This is a genomic window from Haloechinothrix salitolerans (assembly GCF_042662605.1).
GTDB classification, from domain to species: domain Bacteria; phylum Actinomycetota; class Actinomycetes; order Mycobacteriales; family Pseudonocardiaceae; genus Haloechinothrix_A; species Haloechinothrix_A salitolerans.
The window spans coordinates 5806100-5829007 of record NZ_JBHSXX010000001.1 but is presented as its reverse complement, the minus strand read 5'-3'; the positions used below and the strand labels follow the sequence as shown (position 1 = coordinate 5829007).

At 68.3% G+C, this 22908-nt stretch carries 25 protein-coding genes; 10 read left to right on the top strand and 15 right to left on the bottom strand.

What is annotated here, in order from left to right; genetic code table 11:
- Positions 1-70: 70 nt before the first annotated feature.
- From ACFQGD_RS27840 to ACFQGD_RS27805, 8 genes are read left to right on the top strand one after another with little or no spacing between them, the layout of a single operon-like run.
- The gene (locus tag ACFQGD_RS27840) at positions 71-1114 is read left to right on the top strand and encodes a hypothetical protein (RefSeq protein WP_345401524.1); all 1044 of its coding nucleotides are present in this window, start codon (positions 71-73) and stop codon (positions 1112-1114) included.
- Positions 1114-1500, top strand: coding sequence for a pilin (locus tag ACFQGD_RS27835; protein WP_345401527.1), 387 nt, complete (start codon positions 1114-1116; stop codon positions 1498-1500). Before ACFQGD_RS27840 ends, ACFQGD_RS27835 begins: the two co-directional genes overlap by 1 nt.
- Before the next feature lie 4 nt (positions 1501-1504).
- On the top strand, positions 1505-3103 hold the full coding sequence (locus ACFQGD_RS27830; RefSeq protein WP_345401530.1) for a hypothetical protein: 1599 nt from the start codon (positions 1505-1507) through the stop codon (positions 3101-3103).
- Positions 3100-4179 (top strand): PrgI family protein, encoded by a 1080-nt coding sequence (locus ACFQGD_RS27825; protein ID WP_345401533.1) that lies wholly within the window; start codon positions 3100-3102, stop codon positions 4177-4179. Before ACFQGD_RS27830 ends, ACFQGD_RS27825 begins: the two co-directional genes overlap by 4 nt.
- A complete protein-coding gene (locus tag ACFQGD_RS27820; protein WP_446685152.1) occupies positions 4176-6023 on the top strand; it encodes a VirB4 family type IV secretion system protein in 1848 nt (615 codons plus the stop codon). The genes ACFQGD_RS27825 and ACFQGD_RS27820 overlap by 4 nt, the downstream gene beginning before the upstream one ends.
- A complete protein-coding gene (locus tag ACFQGD_RS27815; RefSeq protein ID WP_345401536.1) occupies positions 6020-8482 on the top strand; it encodes a type IV secretory system conjugative DNA transfer family protein in 2463 nt (820 codons plus the stop codon). The genes ACFQGD_RS27820 and ACFQGD_RS27815 overlap by 4 nt, the downstream gene beginning before the upstream one ends.
- A 17-nt stretch (positions 8483-8499) precedes the next feature.
- The gene (locus ACFQGD_RS27810) at positions 8500-9543 is read left to right on the top strand and encodes a replication-relaxation family protein (RefSeq protein WP_345401539.1); all 1044 of its coding nucleotides are present in this window, start codon (positions 8500-8502) and stop codon (positions 9541-9543) included.
- A complete protein-coding gene (locus ACFQGD_RS27805) occupies positions 9543-10526 on the top strand; it encodes a C40 family peptidase (RefSeq protein WP_345401542.1) in 984 nt (327 codons plus the stop codon). The genes ACFQGD_RS27810 and ACFQGD_RS27805 overlap by 1 nt, the downstream gene beginning before the upstream one ends.
- A 312-nt stretch (positions 10527-10838) precedes the next feature.
- Here the strand turns inward: ACFQGD_RS27805 and ACFQGD_RS27800 are convergent, their stop codons facing one another.
- From ACFQGD_RS27800 to ACFQGD_RS27730, 15 genes are all read right to left on the bottom strand, one after another.
- A complete protein-coding gene (locus ACFQGD_RS27800) occupies positions 10839-11105 on the bottom strand; it encodes a hypothetical protein (RefSeq protein ID WP_345401545.1) in 267 nt (88 codons plus the stop codon).
- A gap of 374 nt (positions 11106-11479) precedes the next feature.
- Positions 11480-12367 carry an N-6 DNA methylase gene (locus tag ACFQGD_RS27795; RefSeq protein ID WP_345401548.1) on the bottom strand — a complete coding sequence of 296 codons (888 nt, stop codon included), beginning with the start codon at positions 12365-12367 and terminating at the stop codon, positions 11480-11482.
- Positions 12368-12988: 621 nt separating this feature from the next.
- A complete protein-coding gene (locus ACFQGD_RS27790) occupies positions 12989-13201 on the bottom strand; it encodes a hypothetical protein (protein ID WP_345401551.1) in 213 nt (70 codons plus the stop codon).
- A gap of 186 nt (positions 13202-13387) precedes the next feature.
- Positions 13388-14410 carry a DUF932 domain-containing protein gene (locus ACFQGD_RS27785; RefSeq protein ID WP_345401554.1) on the bottom strand — a complete coding sequence of 341 codons (1023 nt, stop codon included), beginning with the start codon at positions 14408-14410 and terminating at the stop codon, positions 13388-13390.
- 149 nt (positions 14411-14559) lie between these two features.
- On the bottom strand, positions 14560-15774 hold the full coding sequence (locus tag ACFQGD_RS27780) for a DNA polymerase III subunit beta (protein ID WP_345401557.1): 1215 nt from the start codon (positions 15772-15774) through the stop codon (positions 14560-14562).
- Between the two features lie 3 nt (positions 15775-15777).
- Entirely contained in the window at positions 15778-16329 is a 552-nt protein-coding gene (locus ACFQGD_RS27775) for a DUF4192 domain-containing protein (RefSeq protein ID WP_345401559.1), read from the bottom strand.
- An 89-nt stretch (positions 16330-16418) separates the two neighbouring features.
- Positions 16419-16649, bottom strand: a complete 231-nt coding sequence (locus ACFQGD_RS27770; protein ID WP_345401562.1) for a hypothetical protein — start codon at positions 16647-16649, stop codon at positions 16419-16421.
- Positions 16646-16837: a hypothetical protein gene (locus ACFQGD_RS27765; RefSeq protein WP_345401565.1), complete on the bottom strand. Its 192-nt coding sequence runs from the start codon at positions 16835-16837 to the stop codon at positions 16646-16648. Before ACFQGD_RS27765 ends, ACFQGD_RS27770 begins: the two co-directional genes overlap by 4 nt.
- A 198-nt stretch (positions 16838-17035) precedes the next feature.
- Positions 17036-17572 (bottom strand): hypothetical protein, encoded by a 537-nt coding sequence (locus ACFQGD_RS27760; protein ID WP_345401568.1) that lies wholly within the window; start codon positions 17570-17572, stop codon positions 17036-17038.
- Positions 17573-17593: 21 nt separating this feature from the next.
- Positions 17594-18301, bottom strand: a complete 708-nt coding sequence (locus ACFQGD_RS27755) for a hypothetical protein (RefSeq protein ID WP_345401571.1) — start codon at positions 18299-18301, stop codon at positions 17594-17596.
- Entirely contained in the window at positions 18288-18590 is a 303-nt protein-coding gene (locus ACFQGD_RS27750) for a hypothetical protein (RefSeq protein WP_345401573.1), read from the bottom strand. The genes ACFQGD_RS27755 and ACFQGD_RS27750 overlap by 14 nt, the downstream gene beginning before the upstream one ends.
- Positions 18591-18665: 75 nt before the next feature.
- Positions 18666-19316, bottom strand: a complete 651-nt coding sequence (locus ACFQGD_RS27745) for a hypothetical protein (RefSeq protein ID WP_345401576.1) — start codon at positions 19314-19316, stop codon at positions 18666-18668.
- 98 nt (positions 19317-19414) lie between these two features.
- On the bottom strand, positions 19415-19795 hold the full coding sequence (locus ACFQGD_RS27740; protein ID WP_345401579.1) for a DUF8033 domain-containing protein: 381 nt from the start codon (positions 19793-19795) through the stop codon (positions 19415-19417).
- A gap of 35 nt (positions 19796-19830) precedes the next feature.
- Positions 19831-20232 carry a hypothetical protein gene (locus ACFQGD_RS27735; RefSeq protein ID WP_345401582.1) on the bottom strand — a complete coding sequence of 134 codons (402 nt, stop codon included), beginning with the start codon at positions 20230-20232 and terminating at the stop codon, positions 19831-19833.
- A 97-nt stretch (positions 20233-20329) separates the two neighbouring features.
- A complete protein-coding gene (locus ACFQGD_RS27730) occupies positions 20330-20551 on the bottom strand; it encodes a hypothetical protein (RefSeq protein ID WP_390221112.1) in 222 nt (73 codons plus the stop codon).
- 1457 nt (positions 20552-22008) lie between these two features.
- Here ACFQGD_RS27730 and ACFQGD_RS27725 point away from each other — a divergent pair.
- A complete protein-coding gene (locus ACFQGD_RS27725) occupies positions 22009-22350 on the top strand; it encodes a hypothetical protein (protein ID WP_345401587.1) in 342 nt (113 codons plus the stop codon).
- The gene (locus ACFQGD_RS27720) at positions 22350-22907 is read left to right on the top strand and encodes a DUF6879 family protein (RefSeq protein ID WP_345401590.1); all 558 of its coding nucleotides are present in this window, start codon (positions 22350-22352) and stop codon (positions 22905-22907) included. Before ACFQGD_RS27725 ends, ACFQGD_RS27720 begins: the two co-directional genes overlap by 1 nt.
- Position 22908: the final 1 nt, after the last annotated feature.

The window sequence follows — 22908 nt, the reverse complement described above, 5'->3', positions numbered from 1 at the left end:
GTCGATTTTGTCGTCGTTTTCTCGTCGATGTGTCGTCGTTTCCTTGTCGATGGACTGCTCCCGTGGGTTCATGACCGAGAAAACACCTCACGAGACACGACGAATACGTGGCGTCGCCGGTTCTCCGCTCGATGTCGTGGCGGACGAGTTCGCGGCGCTGACAACGGGGCCAAGCCCGGTGACGATCGACGGGCACCATGTGCCCGGTTTCCCGAACCGCCTCTTAACCTTGAGCGAGGTCCGGTCGCGGCTGCTGGCGAAGACCTGCCCGGCTCGCACGAGGGACACGGTGTGGTCGCTCGTGGTCCGGCGGGCGCAGGACGGACGAGCTGACTGGGAGCTCGCCGCTGCCGGGCTGGCGTTGCCCTCCCTCGCGGCGAGCGCCCGCACCCTCGGCACGTGGTACCGGGGGGACCGCGCGGACCTGCACGCAGCCATCCTCGCCGGCTTCCTGCAGGCGTTGTCGTCGGCGGATCCGGCCCGCAAGCGACTCTTCGACACTCTGCGGTGGGCCGCGTACCGCGCTGGGCACGCCGCCGTCATGGACGCTGCGCAAGCACCGCTGCCCATCGATCCGGATGAGTCCAGCGACGTCCTCGAGATCTTCTGGTCACGGTTCCGCTCCGCCGTGCCACGACCGCCGTGGGGACATCCCGACCTCGTCCTTGCCCGCGCGGTCGCGGACGGGATCGTCACACCGGTCGAGGCCGATCTCATCGGCCGCACCCGGCTCGAAGACGACACGCTCGCCGCCTGGGCGCAGGCCCACCATGTGCCCTACTCGACGGCCAACAATGCGCGCTGGCGGGCGGAGCGCCGCCTGGTCACCTACCTCCTTCACGACGACCAAGGCGACGGCGATCCCGCGGACGACGTACTGCCTGCCGCCACCACCTCACTGGCGCTGCGCGCCGCCGCCCAGCGGCCGGGCTCGCCACGACCGCCGTCACGCGCCGTAAGCGGTCGCGCCCGCAATGGACGGACGCCGCGCCGGAGAAGATCGTCACGCTCGGTGAGAGATCGGGGCCGGAAATCCGGTCTTTTGAGGTGTAGGGGCTCTGCGCCCGCCGGACGCCCTTCGTCGCGGGAAGGGCCGGACTCGGAGGTTCGCTGATGGGCCTAAAGCGCCGCATTTCGGATCACCGCCCGCGCCGTGAGCGCGACCGGACCCGCACCTGGCGGGTGCTCGCGCTCGCGGTGCAGGCTGCGCTGCTGCTGTCCGTGCTGGCCTCCGACTCCGCGAGCGCGGATCTGGTTGTGGCGCAGGCCCGGTCGGTCTCCGAGGTGCTGGGCAACATCCGCAACTGGCTGATGGGGATTCTGACGATGTTGGCGGTGGTGTTCGCCACGATCGGCGGCGTCCGCTACACCATGGCCGGCGGCGATCCCGGTGAGGTCGAACGCGCGAAAGCGGCGTTCAAGGCGGCGGGCATCGGGTTCGCCCTGGCGGCGTTGGCGCCGCTGTTCGTGACAGTGTTGCAAGGCATCGTCGGGCTGTGACGCCATGACCATCGTGCCCGAGCCGCCCCCGCCGGAGCCGTGTGCCGACGAGGACTGCATCCCCGATCCCACGCCACCACCGGATGGCGAGTTCGTGGATCCGGGCAGCGACGGCGGCGGTCCCGCCGACATGGGTGAGGCCGACTGCGGCTTATTCGACCTCGGCTGCCACCTTGAGGCGCTGTTTCGCGGGATCGTGGAGTCCGCGTTGAACCCGTTGCTGCGGTTGATGTCGGACACGCTGTTGATGACCCCGACCCTGCAGGACCTGCCGCAGGTCGGGCCGCTCTGGCGCAACTCATGGGAACTCGGGCTCGCCGTCTACAGCACGCTGATCCTCCTCGCCGGCATCCTGGTGATGAGCTACGAGAGCGTGCAGACCCGCTACACGATCAAGGAACTTCTGCCGCGGCTGGTCGTCGGGTTCCTGGCCGCGTTCGTGTCGCTGTTTGTCGCCGAGAAGGCCATCCGGGTGGCCAACGCCTTATCGTCGGCGCTGCTCGCCGACGGCCTCGACACCGACTCGGCGGGCGACGCACTGGGCGACATGGTCAGCGGCGCACTCTCCGGTGGTGGCCTGTTCTTGTTGCTGCTCGGGCTTGCACTGGCGGTGCTGCTGGTCGCGCTGCTGATCACCTACATCCTGCGCGTCGCCATCACCGTGATCCTGGTGATCGGCGCGCCACTGGCCCTGGTGTGCCACGCTCTGCCGCAGACCGAGGGTGTGGCCCGCTGGTGGTGGCGCGCCTTCGCCGCTGTGCTGGCGATCCAAATAGTCCAGTCGCTGACGCTGCTGGTCGCTCTGCGCGTGTTCTTTGACCCGAGCGGCTGGAACCCTTGGGGGCCGACCCCGTCCGGGCTGATCAACCTGCTCGTGGCGATCACGCTGGTCTACATCCTGCTCAAAATCCCATTCTGGATCCTGTCCGCGACTCGGCTCTCCGGGGGCCGACGTTCCTTGATGGGTTCAGTGGTGCGCGGCTGGATCGCCTACAAAACCTTCGGCGTGCTCACCGGTCGCGCCGCCAATAGCGGAGATCTCGGGCACACAGCGCGGGTGGCCCAAGTCCACCGTCCCGGGGCACCCGCGACGTCGGCACCGGGGGTGCGGCCAGGCGCGGCACCCGCGTCACCGGCACGATCGACGACGCCAACCCCGGTGCGGCCGACCGGGCCCTACACCGCGGTGCCGACCCAGCCCGCACCGCCGATCGAAGCCACACCACAGGGGCAGGGCCGGCCCGTCGAACACACCTCGGAGCGCGAGAGCCGTCGCAGCGGCCAGGACCGTCGCCGTACTGGGCTCCACAACAATTCCACTGTCGGGGTAGCGGGCTCGCGTCAGCCCCGCCTACCGGACCGAGCCGAGCGGGCGCGGGCAGCTGGACGGCAGGCATGGCGACCGCTCGCGAACTCCGCGAGCGCCACGCCCCAGCGGAACCAGCAGCAGCCTGACCTGCCATCGCATTCAGTGCCGGCGGTCGGCCGTGCCGCGGACCGGCTTGCCCAGCGCGCACCCCAGCCACCGCTGTTCCGAGCGGTCCCACCCGCGCCCCGCGATTCGCGGAGGAACCACCCTCGACGAGGAGGACGCACGTCATGACCCGGCCGACCGTCACCATCCCCGCCGACGTCGAGCGCGACGACCGACTGGTCGCGAACCTCACCGCCCGACAGCTCGCGATTCTGGCTAGCGGCGCCGTCGCGCTCTACGGGGTGTGGGCGGCGACCCGCAGCGTGCTGCCCCTGCCGCTGTTCCTCACCCTTGCCGTGCCGGTAGGGGTGACAGCCGTCGTCGTCGCGCTGGGGGAGCGCGACGGGATCAGCCTCGACCGGTTTCTGCTCGCCGCGATCCGCCACTGGCTGACTCCGCGCCGCCGTGTCGACGCACCGGAGGGCGTCATCACGCCACCACGGTGGCTTACCCGCCACGCCCGCCACGATGGGTCCCAAAGTGGACGGGCGCCGGTGGTGCCGCTGGAGTTGCCCGCCACCGGGGTGGGCGAGGCCGGGATCATCGATCTCGGGCGCGACGGGTGTGCCGCCGTGGCGCGTTGCTCGCCGGTGAACTTCGCGCTGCGCACCGCGGAGGAACACGACGCGCTGATGGCCGCGTTCGGCCGCTACCTGAACAGCCTCACCGCGGCCGCCCAAATCCTGGTCCGGGTCGAACGCCTCGACCTCACGGAGCACATTGCCCGATTGCGCGAGGACGCGCCCGCCCTGCCACACCCCGCCTTGGAGCGCGCCGCCCGCTCGCACGCCGACTTCCTCGGCGACCTCGGCCGTGACACCGATCTGCTGGACCGCGACATCCTGCTCGTCCTACGCGAACCACCGACAGCCACACCCGCGCCCGGCCGCAGGCCACGGCGCGCACGATCCGGGACCGACACGCACCGGCATGTCGTCGACGCGCGCCTTGCCCGACGGCTGTCCGAGGCGGCCAGCCTCCTGGCGCCCGCAGGTATCACCGTTACCCCGCTCGATACCACCCAGGCCACGGAGTTGCTGGCCGCCGCCTGCAACCCCCACAACGTGTGGCGCCCCGCCGCACCACTGGCTGGGCCAGACGAGGTCATCACCGCGGCGTCGACCACCGACGCCCCACCCGAGCAGGACGACGACGCCAGCGTCGACCCACGGATCGCCGAGTTCCACAGGAGGTACGGCTCATGATGGGCCGACGACGCAGCCGCACCGCACACGGGGCACCGAAGGGCGCGGGCTCTGCTGGTTTCGCGCCCGAGGCGTTGACGATCGGAGCGCGGCACCTCGACCTCGGCGACGAACACGTCGCGTCGCTCGCTGTCATTGGCTATCCCCGCGAGGTCGGCAGCGGCTGGCTGACGCCGTTGCTGACCTACCCTGGCCGGGTCGATGTTTCCGTGCACGTCGAGCCGATCGACCCGACCGCGGCGGCGACACGGCTGCAACGGCAGCTCGCGAAGCTGGAAAGCGGACGTCGACACATCGCCGAGCACGGTCGACTCACCGACCCGCAGGCGGAGGTCGCCACCGAGGACGCCTACGAGCTGTCGGCACGTCTGGCCCGGGGCGACGGGAAACTGTTCCGGATTGGCCTTGGGCTGACGGTGCACGGACGCGACGCCGACCATCTCGCGAGCGAGGTCGCGGCGGTGCGCGCCTTGTGTGCCAGCCTGCTGCTGGACGCCCGGCCGACCACCTACCGGGCACTCCAAGGTTGGATTAGCTGCTTGCCGCTCGGTTTGGACCTGATCCGGTTGCGCCGCACCGTCGACACCCAGGCGATCGCCGCCGCCTTCCCGTTCGCCTCCGCGGACCTTCCCAGCGGAGTGTCCGGTGTGCTCTATGGGCGCAACCTCGGCTCCCAGGGACTGGTGCACCATGACCGGTTCGCCTGTGACAACCACAACTCGGTGGTACTGGGTCGGTCCGGCGGGGGTAAGTCCTATTTGGTCAAGTTGGAAGCGCTTCGGTCGCTGTATCGGGGTGTGGAAGTCGCGGTCATCGATCCGGAAGGTGAGTACGCCCGGCTGGCCGATACGGTCGGCGGCACCCGCATCGACCTCGGCGCCGAAGGCGTCACGCTCAACCCGCTTGACCTGCCGATCACCATCGGACCGGACGGTCGGCGCCACGCGGCACCCGACACGCTCACCCGCCACAGCCTCACCCTGCACACGGTGCTGGACACCGTGCTCGGTGCCGAGCTGTCCGCCGACGAGCGCGCCGTCGCCGACACTGCGATCGCCACGGCCTATCAGCGTGCCGGGATCACCCAGGATTCCCGTACCTGGACCCGGCCCGCACCGTTGCTCGCTGATTTCGCCGCCGCGCTGGCCGAGCATCGCGGGACCGGGGCAGACCTGGCGGCTCGGCTCCGCCCGTTCACCGAGGGCGCCTTCTCCGGCCTCTTCGCCGCGCCCACCAGCACCCGCCCCGGGGGCCACTTCGTGGTGTTCACCCTGCGGGATCTGCCCGACGAGCTCAAACCCATCGGCACGCTGCTGACGCTGGAGACGATCTGGCGGCGGATCACCCATCCCGCCGTCCGCCGGCCCCGACTGATCATCGTGGACGAGGCCTGGTTGCTCATGGCCCAACCCTCGGGGGCGAAATTCCTGTGGCGGCTCGCGAAGGCCGCCCGCAAACACTGGGCCGGATTGACGTTCGTGTCCCAGGACGTCGGCGACGTGCTCGGTTCCGAACTCGGCCAGGCCGTCGCCAATAACAGTGCCACCCAGGTCCTGCTGCGCCAGGCCACACAAGCGATCGACGCGGTCGCCGCCGCCTTCCGGCTCTCCGATGGTGAACGCCACTATCTGCTGGCGGCCGAGCAGGGTCAGGGCCTGCTCACCATTGGCGCCGCGCACCGGGTCGCCTTTCAGGCGGTCGCCTCCGCTGAGGAGGACATTCTCTGTCAGACGAGCCCCGCCCTACTCGGCGGCATGCCCAACGACGGAGCCGAACCCCGGGGGCTCATTGACCTCGATGACCCGTCAGACACCCTCGCCGGCCACGACGGAGCCACCCGATGATCAGCGTGCTCCGATCTCCCGAGATCCCGGTTCCGGACGGCCCGCTTGTCGACGTCCTCGTTGATCCCTGGGCGGTCGTCGGCCGCATCATCGACGTAGCGATCCATCAGGTCAGCGCACGTGGTCCGCAGATCGCACTACTGTTCGGCGCCGCGGTGCTGTCGGCGATGCTGGCCCGTCGGTGGTGGATGTCCCTCCGGCAGCGTGCCCTGCACCCCGGCGCTCGGTGCGTGACGATTCTCGCGCCGCCTGCCGTCGAGGCCGGTGGGGCGCACACGTTGTGGCGCACCCTGGCAGATCAGCTCCTGCGTCCCCGATGGAAGCGCGCGCTGCTCGGACAGCCGCACGTCGCGTTCGAGTACCTGTTCAGTCGCGACACGGTGCGGATTCGGCTGTGGGTCCCTGGCACCACCCCGCCGGGTATCGTCGAGGACGCGGTCGAGGCTGCCTGGCCCGGCGCACTTACGCAGGCGACCGATGCCGACAGCCCGATCCAGGCCACCCGCTCGGGGACGGCCGTTGGTGGGCAACTGCGGCTGGCCCGCCCCGAAGCGTTGCCCATCCGCATTGAGCATCCCGCTGATGCGATTCGGACACTGCTCACCGCGCCCGCCAGCCTCGCCGCTGAGGAACGGGCTTGCGTCCAGATCCTCGCCCGCCCCGCCACCGGTGGTCGACTGTGCCGCACGCGCCGCGCGGCGCAGCGGTTGCGTCGCGGCACAGCACTCCACCTGGCGGGGCGGCTGCTGGACGCCATCACGCCCGGGTCCGCTGCGACCGGTGGGCGCGGCCAGCAGCCGCACCCCGATCCGCACGCCGCGCTGGCTGCGCGGGCCCAGGACCGAGCGATCGTCGAGAAGGACCTCGCCGCCGGGTTCGACACGCTCATCCGCTATGCCACCTACGATCCGACCGGAGATCGGCGCCGGTTGCGTGGCCGGGCGCATGCGCTGGCCAGTGCGTTCGGCGTCTTCAAATACCACAACTTCTATCGCCGCACTCGCCTGTCGCGCCCACTGTCCGCGCTCGCGGGGCGCCGTTTCACCCGGGGCGACCTGCTGTCGGTTCCCGAGCTCGCCGCGATCGCGCACCTGCCCACCGACCAGATGATCCCTGGGGTGCAGCGCGCGGGAGCCCGGGCCGTGGGTCCACCGCCTGGCATCGTCGAACCCGGGCCCACGGCGAAACCACTCGGTGTCACCAATACTGGCCACCCCCGCCCCGTCGGCCTGCGCGTGCCGGACGCCCGGCACCACCTTCACGTGCTGGGCAGCACCGGGTCGGGCAAATCCACGCTGCTGGCGACCCTGGTGCTCGCCGACGCGGACGCTGGACGCGGTGCTGTCGTCATCGATCCCCGGGGCGATCTTGTCAGCGACATCCTGCAGCGGCTGCCCGCCCGGGTGGGGGAGCGGGTCGTGCTGTTCGATGCCGACGATCCGCGCCACGCGCCGTGCCTGAATCCGCTCGAGGGCGATCGGCACCAGGCTGCGGAGAACATCGTGTCCGTCTTCGCCCGCGTGTTCTCCTCTGCCTGGGGACCGCGCACCGACGACATCCTCCGCGCTGGATGCCTCAGCCTGCACGGCCTCGATCCCCGCATCACCGGCGGCACGCCCGCCACCCTCGCGCACCTGCCCAGGCTGCTCACCGACGAGAGTTTCCGCGCCAAGGTCGTTGTCACCATTGACGAACCCATCCTCAAGGGATTCTGGTCGTGGTACGAGCAGGCCAGCGACGCCTACCGTGCCCACCTGATCGCGCCGGTGATGAACAAGGTCAGGGCATTCTTGCTGCGGCCGTTCGTCAAACATGCCATCACCGGCGGCGCCTCCACCTTCGGAATGAGCGACGTCCTTGACGGCGGGTTGCTGCTGGCCAGATTGCCCAAAGGAACTCTGGGAGTAGACGCCATGCGGCTTGTCGGCTCCCTGCTTGTCGCCGCTACCTGGCAGGCCACCACTGCGCGAACGACTCGACCGGAACGTGAGCGCGCCGACGCGTCCCTCGTGATCGACGAAGCGCACAACTTCCTGCACCTGCCCTTCCCTTTGGAAGACCTGTTGGCGGAAGCGCGCGCCTACCACCTCTCGCTCGTGCTGGCCCACCAACATCTCAACCAACTCACTCGCGATCTCGCCGACGGCATCGCCGCCAACGCGCGCAGCAAGTTGTACTTCACCGTTTCGCCGGGCGACGCACACCAACTCGCGCGGCACACCGAGCCCCGCCTGTCCGAGCACGACCTGTGCCACCTCGGGGGCTTCCATGCCGCCGCCCGGCTCGTGCTGCACGGCGAGGAATCCCCACCGTTCACGTTATGTACCCAGCCACTTGCGCCGGCCGTGCCCGGGCGTGCCCGCTGCATCCGCCGGGCTGCCAGCCGCCATGCCGCTCGCGTCGCAAGCGGAGAGCGCGAGCAGCGGCGCCCGTACATCGACCCCCGCACCCTTCCCTAAAACCCCTGGAGCCCGTGATGATCACCAATCCCACACCCCAGCGCGCCCTGCGAAGCCCCCGCCACCCGCGCCCAGCAGACCGCGCCGCAGCCGGTGCCGAACACCACGCCGCGCTCGCGCGGCGACTCACCGCGCGCGACATGTGGCTGATCCGCATGCTGCACGAGCATCGCGTGCTCACCTCCATACAAATCGCTGAACTCGCCTTTCCGCGGCTCTGGGCCGCGAACAAACGGCTACTGCGCCTGTACCAATGGCGGGTCGTTGACCGGTTCCAGCCCCACGCTCTGGCTGGCACCGGCACGGCGCCCATGCATTACGTCCTCGACGTCGCTGGCGCCCACGTGCTCGCGCACGAGGGGGGCATCTCCGTCGCTGAACTCGGCTATCGCCGCGACCGGGCCGTCGGTATCGCTTACTCCCTCACTCTCGCCCACGCGGTCACGGTCAACGGGTTCTTCACCGCCCTCGCTGCTGCCTCCCGCCAACCGGAACCTGCCGGGACGCTCACCGCGTGGTGGTCCGAACGGCGTTGCGCCCGCTACTACGGCGGCATCGCCCGCCCCGACGCCTACGGCCGGTGGCGCACGAGCGCAGGCGGTGAGCTCGAGTTCTTTCTGGAACTGGACTGGGGAACCGAACCGCCCGGCGACATGACCGGCAAACTCACCAGCTATCACCGGCTCGCCGAGACCACCGCGATCACCACTCCCGTGCTGTTCGTGTTCCCACACCGCGCCCGTGAAACCGCCGCCCGCGCCACCCTGCAACGCGCGCACCGCACCCTCGCCACGCCCGCGGCCGTCCCCGTGGCAACCGCCAGCTTCGATATCGACCCACCCGAATATCACTACGACCCCGACGCGGCCCGCTGGCTGACGCTGCACGGCAGCGGCCGGTGCGGCTTCACCGACCTCGCCCGCACCTGGCCCCGACATTCGCGACATTCACTAGCGGCCGTCTCCAGCACGGCTGCGGCAGCAACGCCCGGCCCGGTACCAGCGTGCCCCTTGCCGCTGCCGCCGCCGGGCAGCGCCCAGCCCTGGCGGGACACCCTCTGATGCTCAAGATCGCGGGCGCAGCCGTCGCCGGAAGCGTGGTATTTCTTCTCGTTCTCGGGGCTGCTCTCATCGGGGGCGCGACGCTCACCTCGAATGCGTGTGGTACCACGCCAGGTCCGGGCGAGGTGCCCAACAGACCGCTTACCCACGAGCAGATCGCGATCGCTCGCATTATCGTGGACACCACCGCCGCTCGGGGATTGCCGAGGCGCGCCGCCGTGCTCGCCGTCGCCACCGCGCTGGTCGAATCCGACCTGCGTAACCTCGACGGCGGCGACCGCGACTCGGTCGGCGTCTATCAGCAGCGCCCCAGCCAAGGCTGGGGGAGTCCCTCGCAGCTACGCGACCCGATCTACGCCACGAACGCCTTCCTCGACGCCCTCACCGCCATACCCGGATGGCAGCACCTGCCGGACGGCGTCGCCGAACAACACGTCCAGAGATCCGCCTTCCCCGACCGATACGCACCCCGCCACCCGGCCGCCGAAGCCCTTGTCGGGCGTGTAGGTTCCGGGAATTGGCAGGCAATTCCGGAAGATCATGAGCAGTTCGTGAGCACTTGCTTGCAGACGGGGAGCGGACATTGTGTAGATATCCCGGCCCCTTCCCGGGCGGCGATGAACGCGATCAACTATGCCTGTGGCCAGTTGGGGCTGCCGTATGTTTGGGGCGGCGACGGCCCAGCCGGCGGGGACGCCGGATTCGACTGTTCGGGCCTCACCAACGCCGCCTACGAAGCCGCCGGTGTTTCCCTGCCTCGCACAGCACAGACGCAATACGACGCCGGGCCTCTCGTGCCTGCCGGTCAGCCGATCCGTCCGGGCGATCTCGTCTTCTTCGGCTCCAGCCCAGACGCGGTGACCCACGTGGGGATCGCGGTCTCGTCCGAGAAGATGATTGATGCGCCCCATGCGGGTTCGGTGGTGCGAATCGAGCGAATCTGGCAGTCGAACTTCGTCGGCGCCACGCGGCCAGCCAAATGACTGACTCCGTTTTCGTCGCCATCCCGCCGCGTCCACGAACCCAAGCAGACACCCACCCGGCGCAAACGCCCGCGCACCACGGGGGCCGTCCCGGCGGGGCTGATGATTCGACGCGCCCGACCACGGGGTCGGGCCAAGGTCGGGCCAGTTCGATGGCCTCGAATGAGTTGACGTTTCCGCGACCACGATCAGCGGGCCGTCGCCGCAGCCTGGATCAGCGCATGCCGAGCGTGTCGGCCAGTGCGACGACAGTCATTTCGCTGAGGCCGTGCGGCAGGATCCGACGCCCGCCGCACTGAGAGGGTACCGATGTTAGTCGTTGTCTTCGATGAACGTATAGAGCGCGGGGCGGCTCACCTGCGCCGCGTCAGCAATCTCGGTCTTGGATAGCTCGCCCTGGGCAACGGCTTCTCGCACGAGGGTCCGGAGTTCAGCACGAAGACGCTTCGTTTGTCGAAACGCGGTACGTTTGCGTGTCTCGAGATCCTTGATCTGTTTCGTGAGCGCCTGATGGTCCGCCTCAGCTTTCTGAACCTGCTCGCTGGCCGCACGCAGCTTCTGCAGCATGTCGTCAGACATCGCAAGCCTCCCTCACGTCAGTGTAAACACGCTATCGCACATTGATGTAAATATTGACGGGAGGGTTAACACACCGCGTGTCTGACGTGGCGCAGCCGAAGAGCACGCGCGTTCGGGAACTCCTGGCCTGGTAAACCCGGTCTAGCGATTCGTGCCGCAGCGGGCGCCAGCCGTCTTCTCGGTGGCTACTCGGTGGCCCGCAGTCGGCACGTTCCCCGGTCGCGGGATGGGCAGTGTTGAGCCTCTCGCCGTTCATCAGCAAGTGCCCGGCGCGGTGCAGCAGGACCGGAGTGGTCAGCGGGGGCAGGGGCGCGGTCATCGCAAGTGCAGTTCTCGGTTCAGCAGCTGGCCGGCCAGCTCGCGCTGCTCGGCGGTCAGCTTGGCCGGGCGTCGGCGTGGGTGCCTGCCTCGCCGCAGGCCAGCAGGTACTGCGCGGTATTGATGGCCGCGCGCAGGTGTGTGACTAGGCTGATGGTGTCGGCAATGTGAATGAGTTCCTCGCGTTGGCGACGAGCATGCTCCAGTACGTCACCGGCCAGTGAGTCACCCACAGCGAGCAGCACGCGGGGGCCGAGCCCCCAGACGAGGGTGTTGACGGCCGCGCAGGCGATGGCCAGCGCGTCGATGTCGCAGCCGACCCAGGTCACGGTCGATGGGTCACGCCCACGCTGGCGCATGGCTTGGGCGGTAGCGCGAAACAGGCCACCGGTTCCGAGCGCGGGGTTATACACCGATTCCCCCTCGTGAGGCACCCCGAGCAGCGCGGCCATGGTGTCGGCGAGGGCGAGTGGTGTGTAGAACTGTTCACGGGCCCGGGTGGCGCGATCGGCGCGTAGCACGGTGAGGACAGCGCCGAGCAGGTCGGCGGCGTCGCTCTGGCCGGTTGCGGTGAACTCGATGTGACCGGCGTCGAGCGCGGCATCAGCGACGTGCTTGGCATGGGTGAGCAACTCGGGCGCGGGATCGGTGTGGAGCCATTCGATGATCGGGAAGACGAGGTGAGTGAGGTCCGGGCGAACACGGATGATGGTGCGCCACACCGACCGGCAGAAGGCTGCGAATCCGTCGGCGTCGAGGCGGCGGATCTGTGTAGTGAGGCCAGGTCCTTCGGGGTCGTGCTCTCTCAGGAGTGAGAGTGTCGCGGACACACCAAGCGGCACTTCGACGTGCCCAGCACCGTGTACCGTGTACCAGCGATTGGCGATGGCGTCGGCGATACGGATCGCGTGTGCGTCCGGATCGCACTGCGGTTTGGTATTCATGAGCGACACCCGTCCGGACGCGGCGGACGGCGCCGTGTCCACTGTGGCGATTGAGCGGTCGTCGCCGCATCGTCGGCGTCCTGAGACAGGTCCACATACACGGAACTGCCGTTGCGGAATACTTCGACTACGGGGCCGTCGGATTCCTTGATGTGGTTCCACGTTGACTCTGCTGCTTCGCGCGGTGAGTCAGCGGTCACGTTCCAGGTGATCTCGCATGTGTACTCTTCTGGCATTTGTGAATCTCCTCATGCATCGGTGGCGTGGTTCGTTGTCGTCTGAGTTGGCGTGGTGGACAGGGGGCGCGAGCGGATGCGGTTGAGCGGTATCGGCGTCCGATGCGTCTATCGCGGTGTCGACGAATGCCCGCCATGCCGACGAGTTCGTCCCGTCGATACATGCGACGCTCGGTCTCGTGACGGTTGTGCGCGTTCAGCTCAGGATCGTCGGGACGAGGGGTGTAGACATCGACGAAAACCCACTCGTCTGATGTCGAGACGTCCACGGTGTCTTGGCCGTCGTCGGTGCTCATTCCCTCGTTGAGTTCGGTAGCGGGGAGAAGATAGAACACGGGGTGAGCGGAAGGCTCAGCGTCGTGGTGGCTTCCTTCGTTCACGGGTATCACAGCCCCGGCTCTCGGCGGTGGCGGGAGATCGTCCAGACACGGGGCGGATCCAAGCCGGCCCGCATGCGGGCATCGAGATCGGCGACCGCATTGGCTAGTTCGGCCGCCAGTCGGCGGACGTGCCATTCCGAGGCTTCTTCGGGGAGTCGGCGTAGCGCTCCGGCGGCGGTGATCATGGTTTGGTAGGGACGCTCACAGGTGGTTTTCATTGCTTCCTCCTCAGTGGACAGATGCGGGAAGTTCGCAGGGAAGGGGTCTGGATGCGAACGGCGATGCGCCGGACACCCGGGGCGGAGCCGCACAGTCGTCGCTGTGGGCTCCGCCTCCGGGCTCGGCTGCCGATTCGGTGTCGCGGGCGAGGCCGGACAGGGCGGCGGTGACGCGGTCGCCGGGGGTTACTGCGCGTCGAGGACGGTGCTGAGGGTTGCCAGCGTGTCGTGGTCGAGGGCGTCGATGCCGCCGGTGATGGCGCGGGAGATGTTGCGTTCCGGCCGTGAGGTGCCGCGCACGGTTGACTCGTGGTGGGTGTAGGTGTTGACGGCGGCGAGCACGCCGTAGGCGGTGTTGCGCCACGGCGCGACCCGCTCGTCGGTGTTCCACAGCCGGGTCAGGGCCTCGCGTTGCCGCTCTGCGAAGGTGCGGGCGCGGCCGGGCTGCTCGGGCAGGGGTGTGTGCGCGTCGAGGAAAGCCGACCAGGTCCGGTCGGTGACGGTGGTGTCGCACAGCGCCGTGACCTCGGCGGCGAACTCGTCGGCCGCGGTGTGGATCACGGCGAGTGCATCGCGGGCTTCGGTGATCCGGAACTTGCTGTAGCGACTGTGTTTCACCTTGAACTGTTGGCCGTGCTCGCCCAACCCGGCGGCAAGGGTGTTGTCGCAGATTACGGCGGTGACTGTCCGCTTATACGTGGTGGCCAGTGACCCGTCGAGCGAGGTGCAGGCGATCAGCGAGGGGCGGAACTCGACGCCTTCCGGGGTGCGGATGTTGTCGGGCACCTCGACTTGAACCCAGGCCTGGGCGCCGTTCTTCAGCAGCCCGGCGGAGCCGATGCCGAGCTCGCGGTCGCTGTCGAGGATGTTGGCGATGTTGGTGACCAGCCAGTCGCGGTACTGGTGGATCTCATAGCCGTCGGCGAAGTAGCCGAACACCGCGCCGGTGTCGGCGCGGCCGACGGGGAACCGCTTGGTGTCCTCGACGGTGGTCACGCCCTCATTCGCGACGAACGTGGCGGTCGCGGTGCCCTTGACCGCGTCCCAGTAGAAGAGGCGGCGGAGCACGTCGTCGACCGGGATCGGACCGGGATAGTGGTTGGGTTCGACGCCCTGACCGGAGGCCCGGTAGTGCCAGGCGCGGCCACGCTTGTCGGTGAAACCAACCAGGACGTTGGTGTTGAGCCAGGCCAGTGTTTCCTTGGACATGAGCGTTTTCCTTTCGGTCGAATGGAAGCTGCCCGTGTGGGCACGGCAGCCGCACGCCATGCAGGCGGTGCGGCGCCGACCCCGCGCGGGGGCTTGTTCTCGACCTCGTCCAGGACGACGAGAGCCCGGCGGTGGCCGGTGAGTGTCGGCTATGCCGGGGGCCGATGTGGCATCAGCAGATGTCGGTAGGCACATCGGTCGACGCCGGTGAGCAGGATCGGTCGCGTGGGGCTGGCGATGTCGACGGTCACGGTGTCGCCGTCGAGCGTGGTCAGCGCGTCGCGCAGATACTGCGCGCGGAACAGGACGCGCACGATGTCGTGGGTGCCGTCGACCTCGGCCGGGTAGGCGGGCGCGGTCACCGCGTCGGTGTCCTGGTCGAGCACGGGTGTGATGGATATGGACCCGCAGGGGTCGACGGCGACCATCACGCGGCCGTCCGTCGGAAGCCTGTGGCTGGCGCGGGGCGTCGGTTTCTTGGCCGCCAGTATGGCCGTGGCCCGGGTCGTGGCCTGTGAGAGCGCGTTCCGGTCGGTCCGTGCGGTGATGGTCGCGTTCGGGAACAGCTGCTCGTAGTCGGGGAACTCTGCGGTAACGGGACGCGCAACCACGGTGAGGTCACCGCAGGTCAGCGATACCCAGTTCCCGGAGCTGGTGTGCCCGTGTCCCAGCCGCACACGCGGCGCGGTGCAGTGCCGCAGCGTGGAGGAGAGCAGGCGGGCGGGAAAGAGAGCGGTGTGTTCGCTGGACGTCGTGTTCGCGGCGAGTGTGGCGACGGCGAGGCGGTAGCGGTCGGTGCCCGCGAGTGTGAGCGCGCCCGACGTGCTCCGCAGATGTATCCCGGTGAGCATGGGAAATCTCTTGTCGGTGCCGGTGGCGACCAGTACCCGTCGGGCGCTGGTCGTCAGCCGTTCGCGGTCCACCTCCGCGATTATCGGTGGGCTCTGTGGTGGTGCGGGGAAGTCGTTGGCCGGGTATGTCGTGATCGGCACGGTGAAGCCGCCGATCTCCAGCACGGCCGTGTCACCCCGGCGACGCACGGCGGCCGCGAGGTTGTCGGCCTCGCGTTTGCGGGCGCCTTTCGTCACCGCTGCGAGCATCTTAGTGGCCTCGCCGTGGTGGATCAGCAGTCGACCCGAACGGCGGGCGCCGCCGGGCACACGCACCGAGACGTACGCGCCCTGGTCGGTGGTGGTGAGTGCCAGGTCACCGTCGTGGCCGTCCAGCAGCACGCCGCCCAAGTGAGGAGCGGCCGGTCGGCGCGCGATGCCCACGCCGGCGACGGCCAGGACGCGCGCCAGCGTGGCGCGGCCGAGACAGCATTCCAATGACGGGACCGTTGTGCGGGTGTCGGTGCCTGGCATGGGTCACCTCCCGCCGCCCGGTTGGAGCGCGTGGCAAAGTCCGATCACGTCGTGGCTGGCGACCCGATGGAGGTCCTCGGGCGAGATGCCGTGCGCGATGGCCTGGAGCAGCAACCGCGAGAGGCGGTGCTCGGGGTCGGCGTCCAGGGCTGTGCGCAGCGCAATCTGCACGGTCGCGCCGTCGCCTCGCACATATGCGGTCCACGCGGCGAGGACCGCTGGCTCGGCGCGTTCCGGGGCGGGCAGCGCTCGGGTGAGTCCACACCACAGGTGGAACGCGGCCGCTGCGAGCGGCGAATCCGTGGGGATCGCGGTGGCGAGGCATGCGTCGCGCACCACCGGGTCGCTCAGCGCCACGGCCAGCTCGGCGACCTCACTGTCTGCCAACGCTGCGAGATCACCGTCGAGTGACCTGCGCAGTGCCTGCCGGACGACGCGCGTGCCGCGCTCGGTCGACCCGGTGCCGCGCAGCGTGTCGATCAGTGATTCCCGCTGCGCGATCCGGTCGGCGTCGTCGGAGCGGAACAGCGCGTGGATGGTGGGGTTCGTGTTCATGGCGTTCTCCAGAAAAAGCGTTGTCTCCTTGTGGTTTCGTGGGCATGAAAAAAAGACCCCACAGTCGGGGTCGGATTACCGATGGTCGGTCAGGCTGAGTGGACGACGGTGTAGCTATCGTGACGAATCAGGTCATCCGCAAAGGTGGCGATCTCCCAGGCGATGGACCTGGTGCGCCAGACAGATGGACGTACACCGTCCTTGGACAGATAGTCGCCGGTCTCGATGTGCTGCAGCGCGAAACCTCGTCCCGCGTATGTGGTGCGCTGACCGGACTCAGTCCACGCAACGTGGTTGATGTTGACCGGTACCCAGCTCATGCGCGTCCCGGCTCTTCCAGTTCGACGCGAGCGTCGGACTCGTCGAGGATGTAATTGCTTTGCAGTGTTGTGAGCACATGTTGGCGTACATCGTCGGGCACCTCCGCTAGGTCGATGCCGTTGTACTCGGTCCACTTGTCAGTATCGATGCTGATTGATAGTGCGACTGGCACTGTTGCTCGGTTCACCTCTCGCCTCCCTTCTCGTTTGGGCGCAAGGTCTTGATGCGGGTACGCCTGCCCGGCGGAGTCGTCGAACGCGCGGATCGCCCTCCGCCGCAGCAGGCGTGACGTGGTTTAGGTCGAAGTCGCGGTTATCCCACCGCTGCGCGACATTCCGGCGCCGCTGCCCGGGTTGATCTCTGCGACAGCCGAAGAGCCCGCGCGCTAGTTGACGTGATTGAGTGCGCGCCAGGCGTCGCACCAGGCGGCCAGCCGGGTGGCGTCGTAGAGGACGTGTCGGTGTCCGTCGGTGCCGTGCATGGCGAAGCGGAACGCGGCCTGCTGTTCGTCCAGGCTGGGCGCGGTGAGGCCGGTTTCGGTGTAGAAGTAGCGGCGCGCTTCGGCGTAGCTGAGCCGGTGCGGCACCGCTCGTGTGGTGGCGATGTCACCGTCGTCGGTGAGCAGCGCGCCGCATTCGCACACGAGGACGGTCTTCTCGCGCAGCGCGGGCGGATCGTGGTGGCACCAGTCGTCGGGGCGGCACGCGGTCCACGGCCGGGACAGGCAGGCACCGCCGCACAGGGCGCCGTCGAGCGCGTCGAACGTGACGCTCGTGGTGTGAGCAGCGTCGGCGAGGCAGCGTGCGGCGTAGTGTTCCGCGTCGTTCGATCGGCGATCGCTGAGCCAGGTGTAGGCGCGGGCTGCAGCTGCGAGCCGCGCGACAGCCGCACGCAGTTGGTCGAGTGTCCGTGTCGTGTACATGCCTGCCCTCCTCCCTTCCGGTCATGATCGAGGTGCCGCTTCGTTGGTGGTGTCGTAGAGGTGGTCGTCGTTGAGCGTCACCAGCAGCCTGAGCGGCCCGACGCTGGGATCGTCGGGAAGGTCGGCGTCGGCGGTCTCGATCAACACGGACAGGTGCTGATCGTCGCCCGCGCGGAACAGGCTCACCGTCACACCGTCGCGCGCGGCGGTGACGGGCTGGGCGTTAACCTCGGTGGCCAGGTCGTTGGCGACGTCGTACAAGTACAGGAATCCAGGGTTGTCGTCGTAGCAGCCCCACAGGGAGGCCTCGCGGCCGTCCGAGGCGGTCACGATCACCCCGTACACGCGGCCCTCAGCCCAATCCCGGTAGGTGTCCAGTTCGGCCCGTAGGGTGGCCGACGGATCCGCGAGGTGTTCGCGGGCGGCGTCGATGTCGGTGATGATGCCGAGCACGCGGCTGCCCGATGCGGGGTCGTCGCGGGTGTCGATGACGACCGCGCCGAGGTAGGCGCGGGCGTAGCGCTCGAGGCGGTCGAGGTCGCCGAAGTATCGCCAGGCCCGCAGCAGCGCATCGCCGAGCGCGTCGGGCTCGTCCGGGTGGGCATGACGCTCGGAGAGCTGCACCAAGGTGGCGACGTTGTGCCAGTCGCGGGGTGATTCGGCATGCTCGTCGACGACGAGTCGCGCGGTCAGCCCACCGTCCAGCGTCCAGGTGTCAACGGTGTGCACGGTGCTCACCTCCCGGGTGGTCGGTGGGTGGCCAGCCATTCCAGGTGTGGACGCTGTGGTGGACGTCGCCATAGCGGTCACCGCTGCCCGGGTCGTAGGCGATCAGCCACACCAGCGTGCGGGTGACGTCGGTTCGCCCGTCTCCGGCGATGTGGTGCGCCGCCTGCAGGGCGTCGGTGGCCTCGGGTGCGTCGATGTAGAAGGTGGGTAGGTCGACGCCGCTGGAATACCAGCCCCGAGAGTCGGGACGGTCGTTGATCCGGCGGGCATCGACGGCATAGAGAGTCATGATTCGGTGTCCCTTCAGGACAGTGGCGTGGTGCGGACGGTGTCGGCGAGCCCGGACGGGAGCCGTGCGGAATGGTTACTCCAGGTCGGTGCCCTCTGCCTCGTCCCAGTCGCCGACGATGTGGAACGCGATCCCGGTGCGGGCGGCGAGGTAGTCGACGGCGTCGGCCACGGTCGGGAACCGTCGCCGGTACGCCGACACGGCCAAGGTGTGGCCGTAGTCGCTGACATCGATGGCCCAGCCGCCGCGCGGCGCGCGCGTGACGGCGACCACGCAGGTGCCGTCAACGGTGAACGCCGCGGCGCTGTCCGCCTCAGCCTCCCCACACCAGTCATCGACCATGGCGAACCCGTCCTCGCAGTAGCTGATCCGCACGGCCACGGAGGGTGCCGCGGGCTTATCGGAGCACCACGCACCGGCGGGCAGCGCGTCGGCGTTGCGGCCGTATTCGTAGGCGACGAACTTGGCCACGGCGGGATCGTTGGCGGTCGCGACGCTGGAGCCGGAACAGGCTTCGACGGTCAAGTAACCGGTGACGGTGCGCCCGAACACGGTGACGGCACAGGGCACGGAGAAAAACGCGTCCGCCGTGTCGGCGATGCGCTTGACCGTGCGCACGCGGCCGTCGGCACACATCACCCGGGCGGTGACGTAGGTGCCGAACGGAGAGGCCGAGGTGATGCTGGTGCCGTCGGCGTAGTCGCGGGTCGTCGTGGTGTCGGACATGGGTTGACCTCCCAACAATGGGCGGGCTGCGGATGGGGATGGCCTTAAGCGGCCACGGCGTCGGCACGCCGACCGGGCGCGTGCCGCACCGTCGCGGCTCACGCGGCGAGGCTGGTGCGAGCGAGCGCGGGCGGGTTAGCGAGCGCGACACGCACGAGGGACTGGTGGCGGCTCGTGGTGACCGAGTAGGTCACGTCCGGGAGGGTCCAGCCCGCGCCGTGGGCGTGCCAGGCGATCGGCGTGGCGTAGGAGTAGATGATCACGTCGATGCCGGGGCGGGTGCTGTCCGCGCGCAGCCGTGCCGCATGCGCGGCTGGGAGTTGGCCGAACGACGTCGGCCACCGTTCGCGCTCGCCGCGCAGGCTCGCGGTTGTACTGGTGAACGGGCGACCGGTCGCGATGATCTCGGCCAGCCGCCACCATCCGTCCCGCTGGGGGCGGAACCGCGCGACCGATCGGGGTCCGGTTGTGCTGGTCATGGCGAAGCCCTTCCTGTCTTACGGGTATGCGGGTCCTAGGCGGCGGCGGGCAGCCCGGCCGCGTCGGTGCTGATCGAGGTCAAGGCGGCGAAGTCGAATACGGCCAGTTGTCCGTGCGCGCGTGCGAGCGCCAGCGCGGTCGGTAGGTCGCGGGTGGTCACGGAGACGTCCAGGAACGCCGCGCCCGATGCCGGATCACGCCAGCCGCCGAACACGCGGCCGGGCAGGGTGAGCGCGTCGGCGTGCTCGCGCAGATAGTCGGCCAGATCCTCGCCAGTCACGCCGCCGGTGATAATCCGTTCGCGCTCCGGATAAATCGACACGGCATAGCCGCTGGTGACGTATTCGCCCGTCGCGGCGACGATCGAAAATCCCCCGTCCGGAACCGACAAGGCGTCCGCGAGCGCGGACAATTTGGGATCAATTTGTGTCAGCATGTGGGCACACCTCTCCCGTGGCTTGAATTCAGGTGAATTGATGTTGACCTAGCGGCCACGGCGAACACGCGGAATCATTCGCGCGCCACCGAAACAGCTAGGGCAACGGTTCTGGGCGATCAATCGTGATGGTTTGTGGGGCGGCGAACGTGTCGCGGTGACCGTCCGCGAAATACACCAGCGCGCCAATACCCGGCTGGTCGCCATAGGTCACGGGCACCGAACGGACGGCCCGCACGGTCGGATTAGGGACCATGTCGTCAATACCCTGGATCACATCACCCGGGCTCAACTCGAAGACGTCAATCGCCATGATCATTCCGTGTCACTCCCTGCTCTGTGTCGTCGGTACGGGTTACGTGACACGCCAGGTTGCGAGCCTGTACCGGCGCGTGCGGCTGTCCCGCGCGCGCCGGTAGCACGCATGCACGTGTCCGGACTGTGTGGCGCCTGCCCGCGAACGTCTCTCACCCGTTCGCGCGGCGCCGTCGCTTATCTCGTCTGTTTACGGGCGATAAGACACCCGCGCGCCATGCCGTTCCCTTGACCCGACGTCGCATCTTTTCGCGACGGTATGCGTGGTCGACTCCATTACCCTTGAAGTCGCACGGTTCTAGGGCCGTTGGCCTACGCGGGCATGCGGGCAATAATCCCGCGTAGCACGGTATCTTCTGGCGATCTCCACTATTGTCATGATCAACTTTTTCTGGACAGGGGTCACCCTGTGGGAATTCCAAAAAATCGATCATGCGAATTATCTCGCGTGTGGAGTAGGCGTGCCGGGAGAATTACCCATAGCTCCCCATAACTGGGGCTACGTCCGGAACTCCGCGCCCACTGGCGACTGCACTAATCGCGACCCACTTCACCGCCTCGCGAGAGGCGTGCCCAGCTCCCGCCGGGACTTCACGTCTGGTGCCGGTTTGCTCGTCGGTGGCGTCCGCGCCGCTGCGCGTGATCTTCAGTTCGCTCCCGGTCGCTCCCGGGCCCAACCTCCTCTGCCTTGTGTAAATCAATCTGTCTATCTTTACTGTAAAGTAGACACAGCGACTTTACAACCCTAGTTATCGTTCTGTGATGTTTCGAGTTCACGTCGCTCGGTCGCCGTTGTCCCAGCTGTCGCGCACCGGAGGACGCGCGGGAGTCGGGATCGTTGGCGGGAGACTGTGGCGACGGGAGCCAACTCCAGCGGAGGACTCGGCGGGGAGTGGTTTGGATGTGGCGCGGCACGGGAAGCGCGCCGGTCGGGACTCGGGCGCGGGTTGGGGTCCGGCACACGACCCGAACGTCTCTCACACCGCGCACCGCCGACGCCAGCCCACCGTCCACGGTGCGCCGCGCCAGTCCAGTCGCGCCCCTGTCCTCCTCCATTCCCCTCTTCACGCCACCTACGCCACTCGACTCGCTTACCACTCCGTGTTTGGTGGTGGCGAGTTTCGTCGGGCTATGCGTTGATCTCGCCGGGCTGACCTGCGCGTACGCGCGCCGCAGGGGCACCGGCTTAAGAGTGGCCGCTGTTGGTGCCCGTGTTGGTGCCCCTGTTGTGGCCCCTATTGGGCGGCGTCGTCTGGGGTCTGACGTCACGGTGTCGTTGATCCGCCGGAGCGTCGACTGTGGTCGGCTCATCCGCTCCGCGGGAGTGACGCCGGACGGTCGGGCAGCGAGTCTGCTCGGCGGCGATAGCCGGACTGATCACTCGTGATTCACTGTGGCATTGACTCACTGCGATGTCTACTGGATACTGCTGACGACGTCGGAGCGGGAAGGGTTGGCGCTGTGCGAATCGTTGCGAGACTACGAGGGACCTGCCCGGACACGAACACGTGTCCGACCATTCACCTCTCCGACCGCGGGACGCTGGTCATCCAGGGATACGTCATCGAGCCGGGGACGCCACTTCGGTCGGGCGAGGCCGCCGTGGAAATCCCGGCGGTGCTGCTTCCCGAGCTTGTCGCCGCGGACGCGCCCGACGGTGTACACCTCACGGATCGCGACACCGTCGTCGTTGCGGGGCGCGCTGTTGTCGATGCCGGCGCCCTTGCGCAGTTGCGGCTGCCGGAGGGCGAGGCTGCGGTGGAGATCGATCTGACTACGGTGCCCGAATTGGAGGGAGCCTGATGTTGGGGCTGGAGGAGTTGAACGCCTACATCGAACGGCACTTCACGCGGACGCTCTTCCGGCTTGAGACGCTCGATCAGTACGAGGTCGCCAGTGATGGGAGTGACTTCGCCCGGTATCTGGCTGGTGAGCCCGAGCCCACCTGGGAGCGGAAGCAGCCGTGGCTTGATCATCTGCGCCGGGAGGCCGACGGGGGGCGTTATCGGCATCGAGTCCATGTCCTGCGCGGGCCGCTGGGTGGCTACCTCAGGTATGAGTGCGAGTGGGGCTACGTCTACAACGCGCGTGCCGGTGAGGACATCCGGATCCTCGATCTGTCGGAGCTGCCGGAGCCGGAGGGCCTGGTCGACCACGACTTCTGGCTGATCGACGACAGTCGGGTCCTGCGCATGCACTACGGCGAGACGGGCCAGTTCTTCGGTGCTGAAGAACTCGATCCGCCGGAGGTGGCCCGCTACCGTGCGGCACGCGATGCGGCCTGGCATGGCGCCGTGCCCTTCGAGCGATACTGGCACTCGCATCCGCAGTACTGGCGAGATCCTGCCCGTGCTGTCTAGG

Bases quoted from the DNA above. Each gene is read 5' to 3' on its own strand.
- ACFQGD_RS27730 (WP_390221112.1), bottom strand. From the start codon at position 20,551: ATGATCATGGCGATTGACGTCTTCGAGTTGAGCCCGGGTGATGTGATC.
- ACFQGD_RS27750 (WP_345401573.1), bottom strand. From the start codon at position 18,590: ATGACTCTCTATGCCGTCGATGCCCGCCGGATCAACGACCGTCCCGAC.
- ACFQGD_RS27840 (WP_345401524.1), top strand. From the start codon at position 71: ATGACCGAGAAAACACCTCACGAGACACGACGAATACGTGGCGTCGCC.
- ACFQGD_RS27740 (WP_345401579.1), bottom strand. From the start codon at position 19,795: ATGACCAGCACAACCGGACCCCGATCGGTCGCGCGGTTCCGCCCCCAG.
- ACFQGD_RS27835 (WP_345401527.1), top strand. From the start codon at position 1,114: ATGGGCCTAAAGCGCCGCATTTCGGATCACCGCCCGCGCCGTGAGCGC.
- ACFQGD_RS27790 (WP_345401551.1), bottom strand. From the start codon at position 13,201: ATGAAAACCACCTGTGAGCGTCCCTACCAAACCATGATCACCGCCGCC.
- ACFQGD_RS27720 (WP_345401590.1), top strand. From the start codon at position 22,350: ATGTTGGGGCTGGAGGAGTTGAACGCCTACATCGAACGGCACTTCACG.
- ACFQGD_RS27795 (WP_345401548.1), bottom strand. From the start codon at position 12,367: ATGAATACCAAACCGCAGTGCGATCCGGACGCACACGCGATCCGTATC.
- ACFQGD_RS27805 (WP_345401542.1), top strand. From the start codon at position 9,543: ATGCTCAAGATCGCGGGCGCAGCCGTCGCCGGAAGCGTGGTATTTCTT.
- ACFQGD_RS27770 (WP_345401562.1), bottom strand. From the start codon at position 16,649: ATGAGCTGGGTACCGGTCAACATCAACCACGTTGCGTGGACTGAGTCC.
- ACFQGD_RS27825 (WP_345401533.1), top strand. From the start codon at position 3,100: ATGACCCGGCCGACCGTCACCATCCCCGCCGACGTCGAGCGCGACGAC.
- ACFQGD_RS27785 (WP_345401554.1), bottom strand. From the start codon at position 14,410: ATGTCCAAGGAAACACTGGCCTGGCTCAACACCAACGTCCTGGTTGGT.
- ACFQGD_RS27815 (WP_345401536.1), top strand. From the start codon at position 6,020: ATGATCAGCGTGCTCCGATCTCCCGAGATCCCGGTTCCGGACGGCCCG.
- ACFQGD_RS27775 (WP_345401559.1), bottom strand. From the start codon at position 16,329: ATGAACACGAACCCCACCATCCACGCGCTGTTCCGCTCCGACGACGCC.
- ACFQGD_RS27800 (WP_345401545.1), bottom strand. From the start codon at position 11,105: ATGTCTGACGACATGCTGCAGAAGCTGCGTGCGGCCAGCGAGCAGGTT.
- ACFQGD_RS27780 (WP_345401557.1), bottom strand. From the start codon at position 15,774: ATGCCAGGCACCGACACCCGCACAACGGTCCCGTCATTGGAATGCTGT.
- ACFQGD_RS27735 (WP_345401582.1), bottom strand. From the start codon at position 20,232: ATGCTGACACAAATTGATCCCAAATTGTCCGCGCTCGCGGACGCCTTG.
- ACFQGD_RS27820 (WP_446685152.1), top strand. From the start codon at position 4,176: ATGATGGGCCGACGACGCAGCCGCACCGCACACGGGGCACCGAAGGGC.
- ACFQGD_RS27760 (WP_345401568.1), bottom strand. From the start codon at position 17,572: ATGTACACGACACGGACACTCGACCAACTGCGTGCGGCTGTCGCGCGG.
- ACFQGD_RS27830 (WP_345401530.1), top strand. From the start codon at position 1,505: ATGACCATCGTGCCCGAGCCGCCCCCGCCGGAGCCGTGTGCCGACGAG.
- ACFQGD_RS27745 (WP_345401576.1), bottom strand. From the start codon at position 19,316: ATGTCCGACACCACGACGACCCGCGACTACGCCGACGGCACCAGCATC.
- ACFQGD_RS27810 (WP_345401539.1), top strand. From the start codon at position 8,500: ATGATCACCAATCCCACACCCCAGCGCGCCCTGCGAAGCCCCCGCCAC.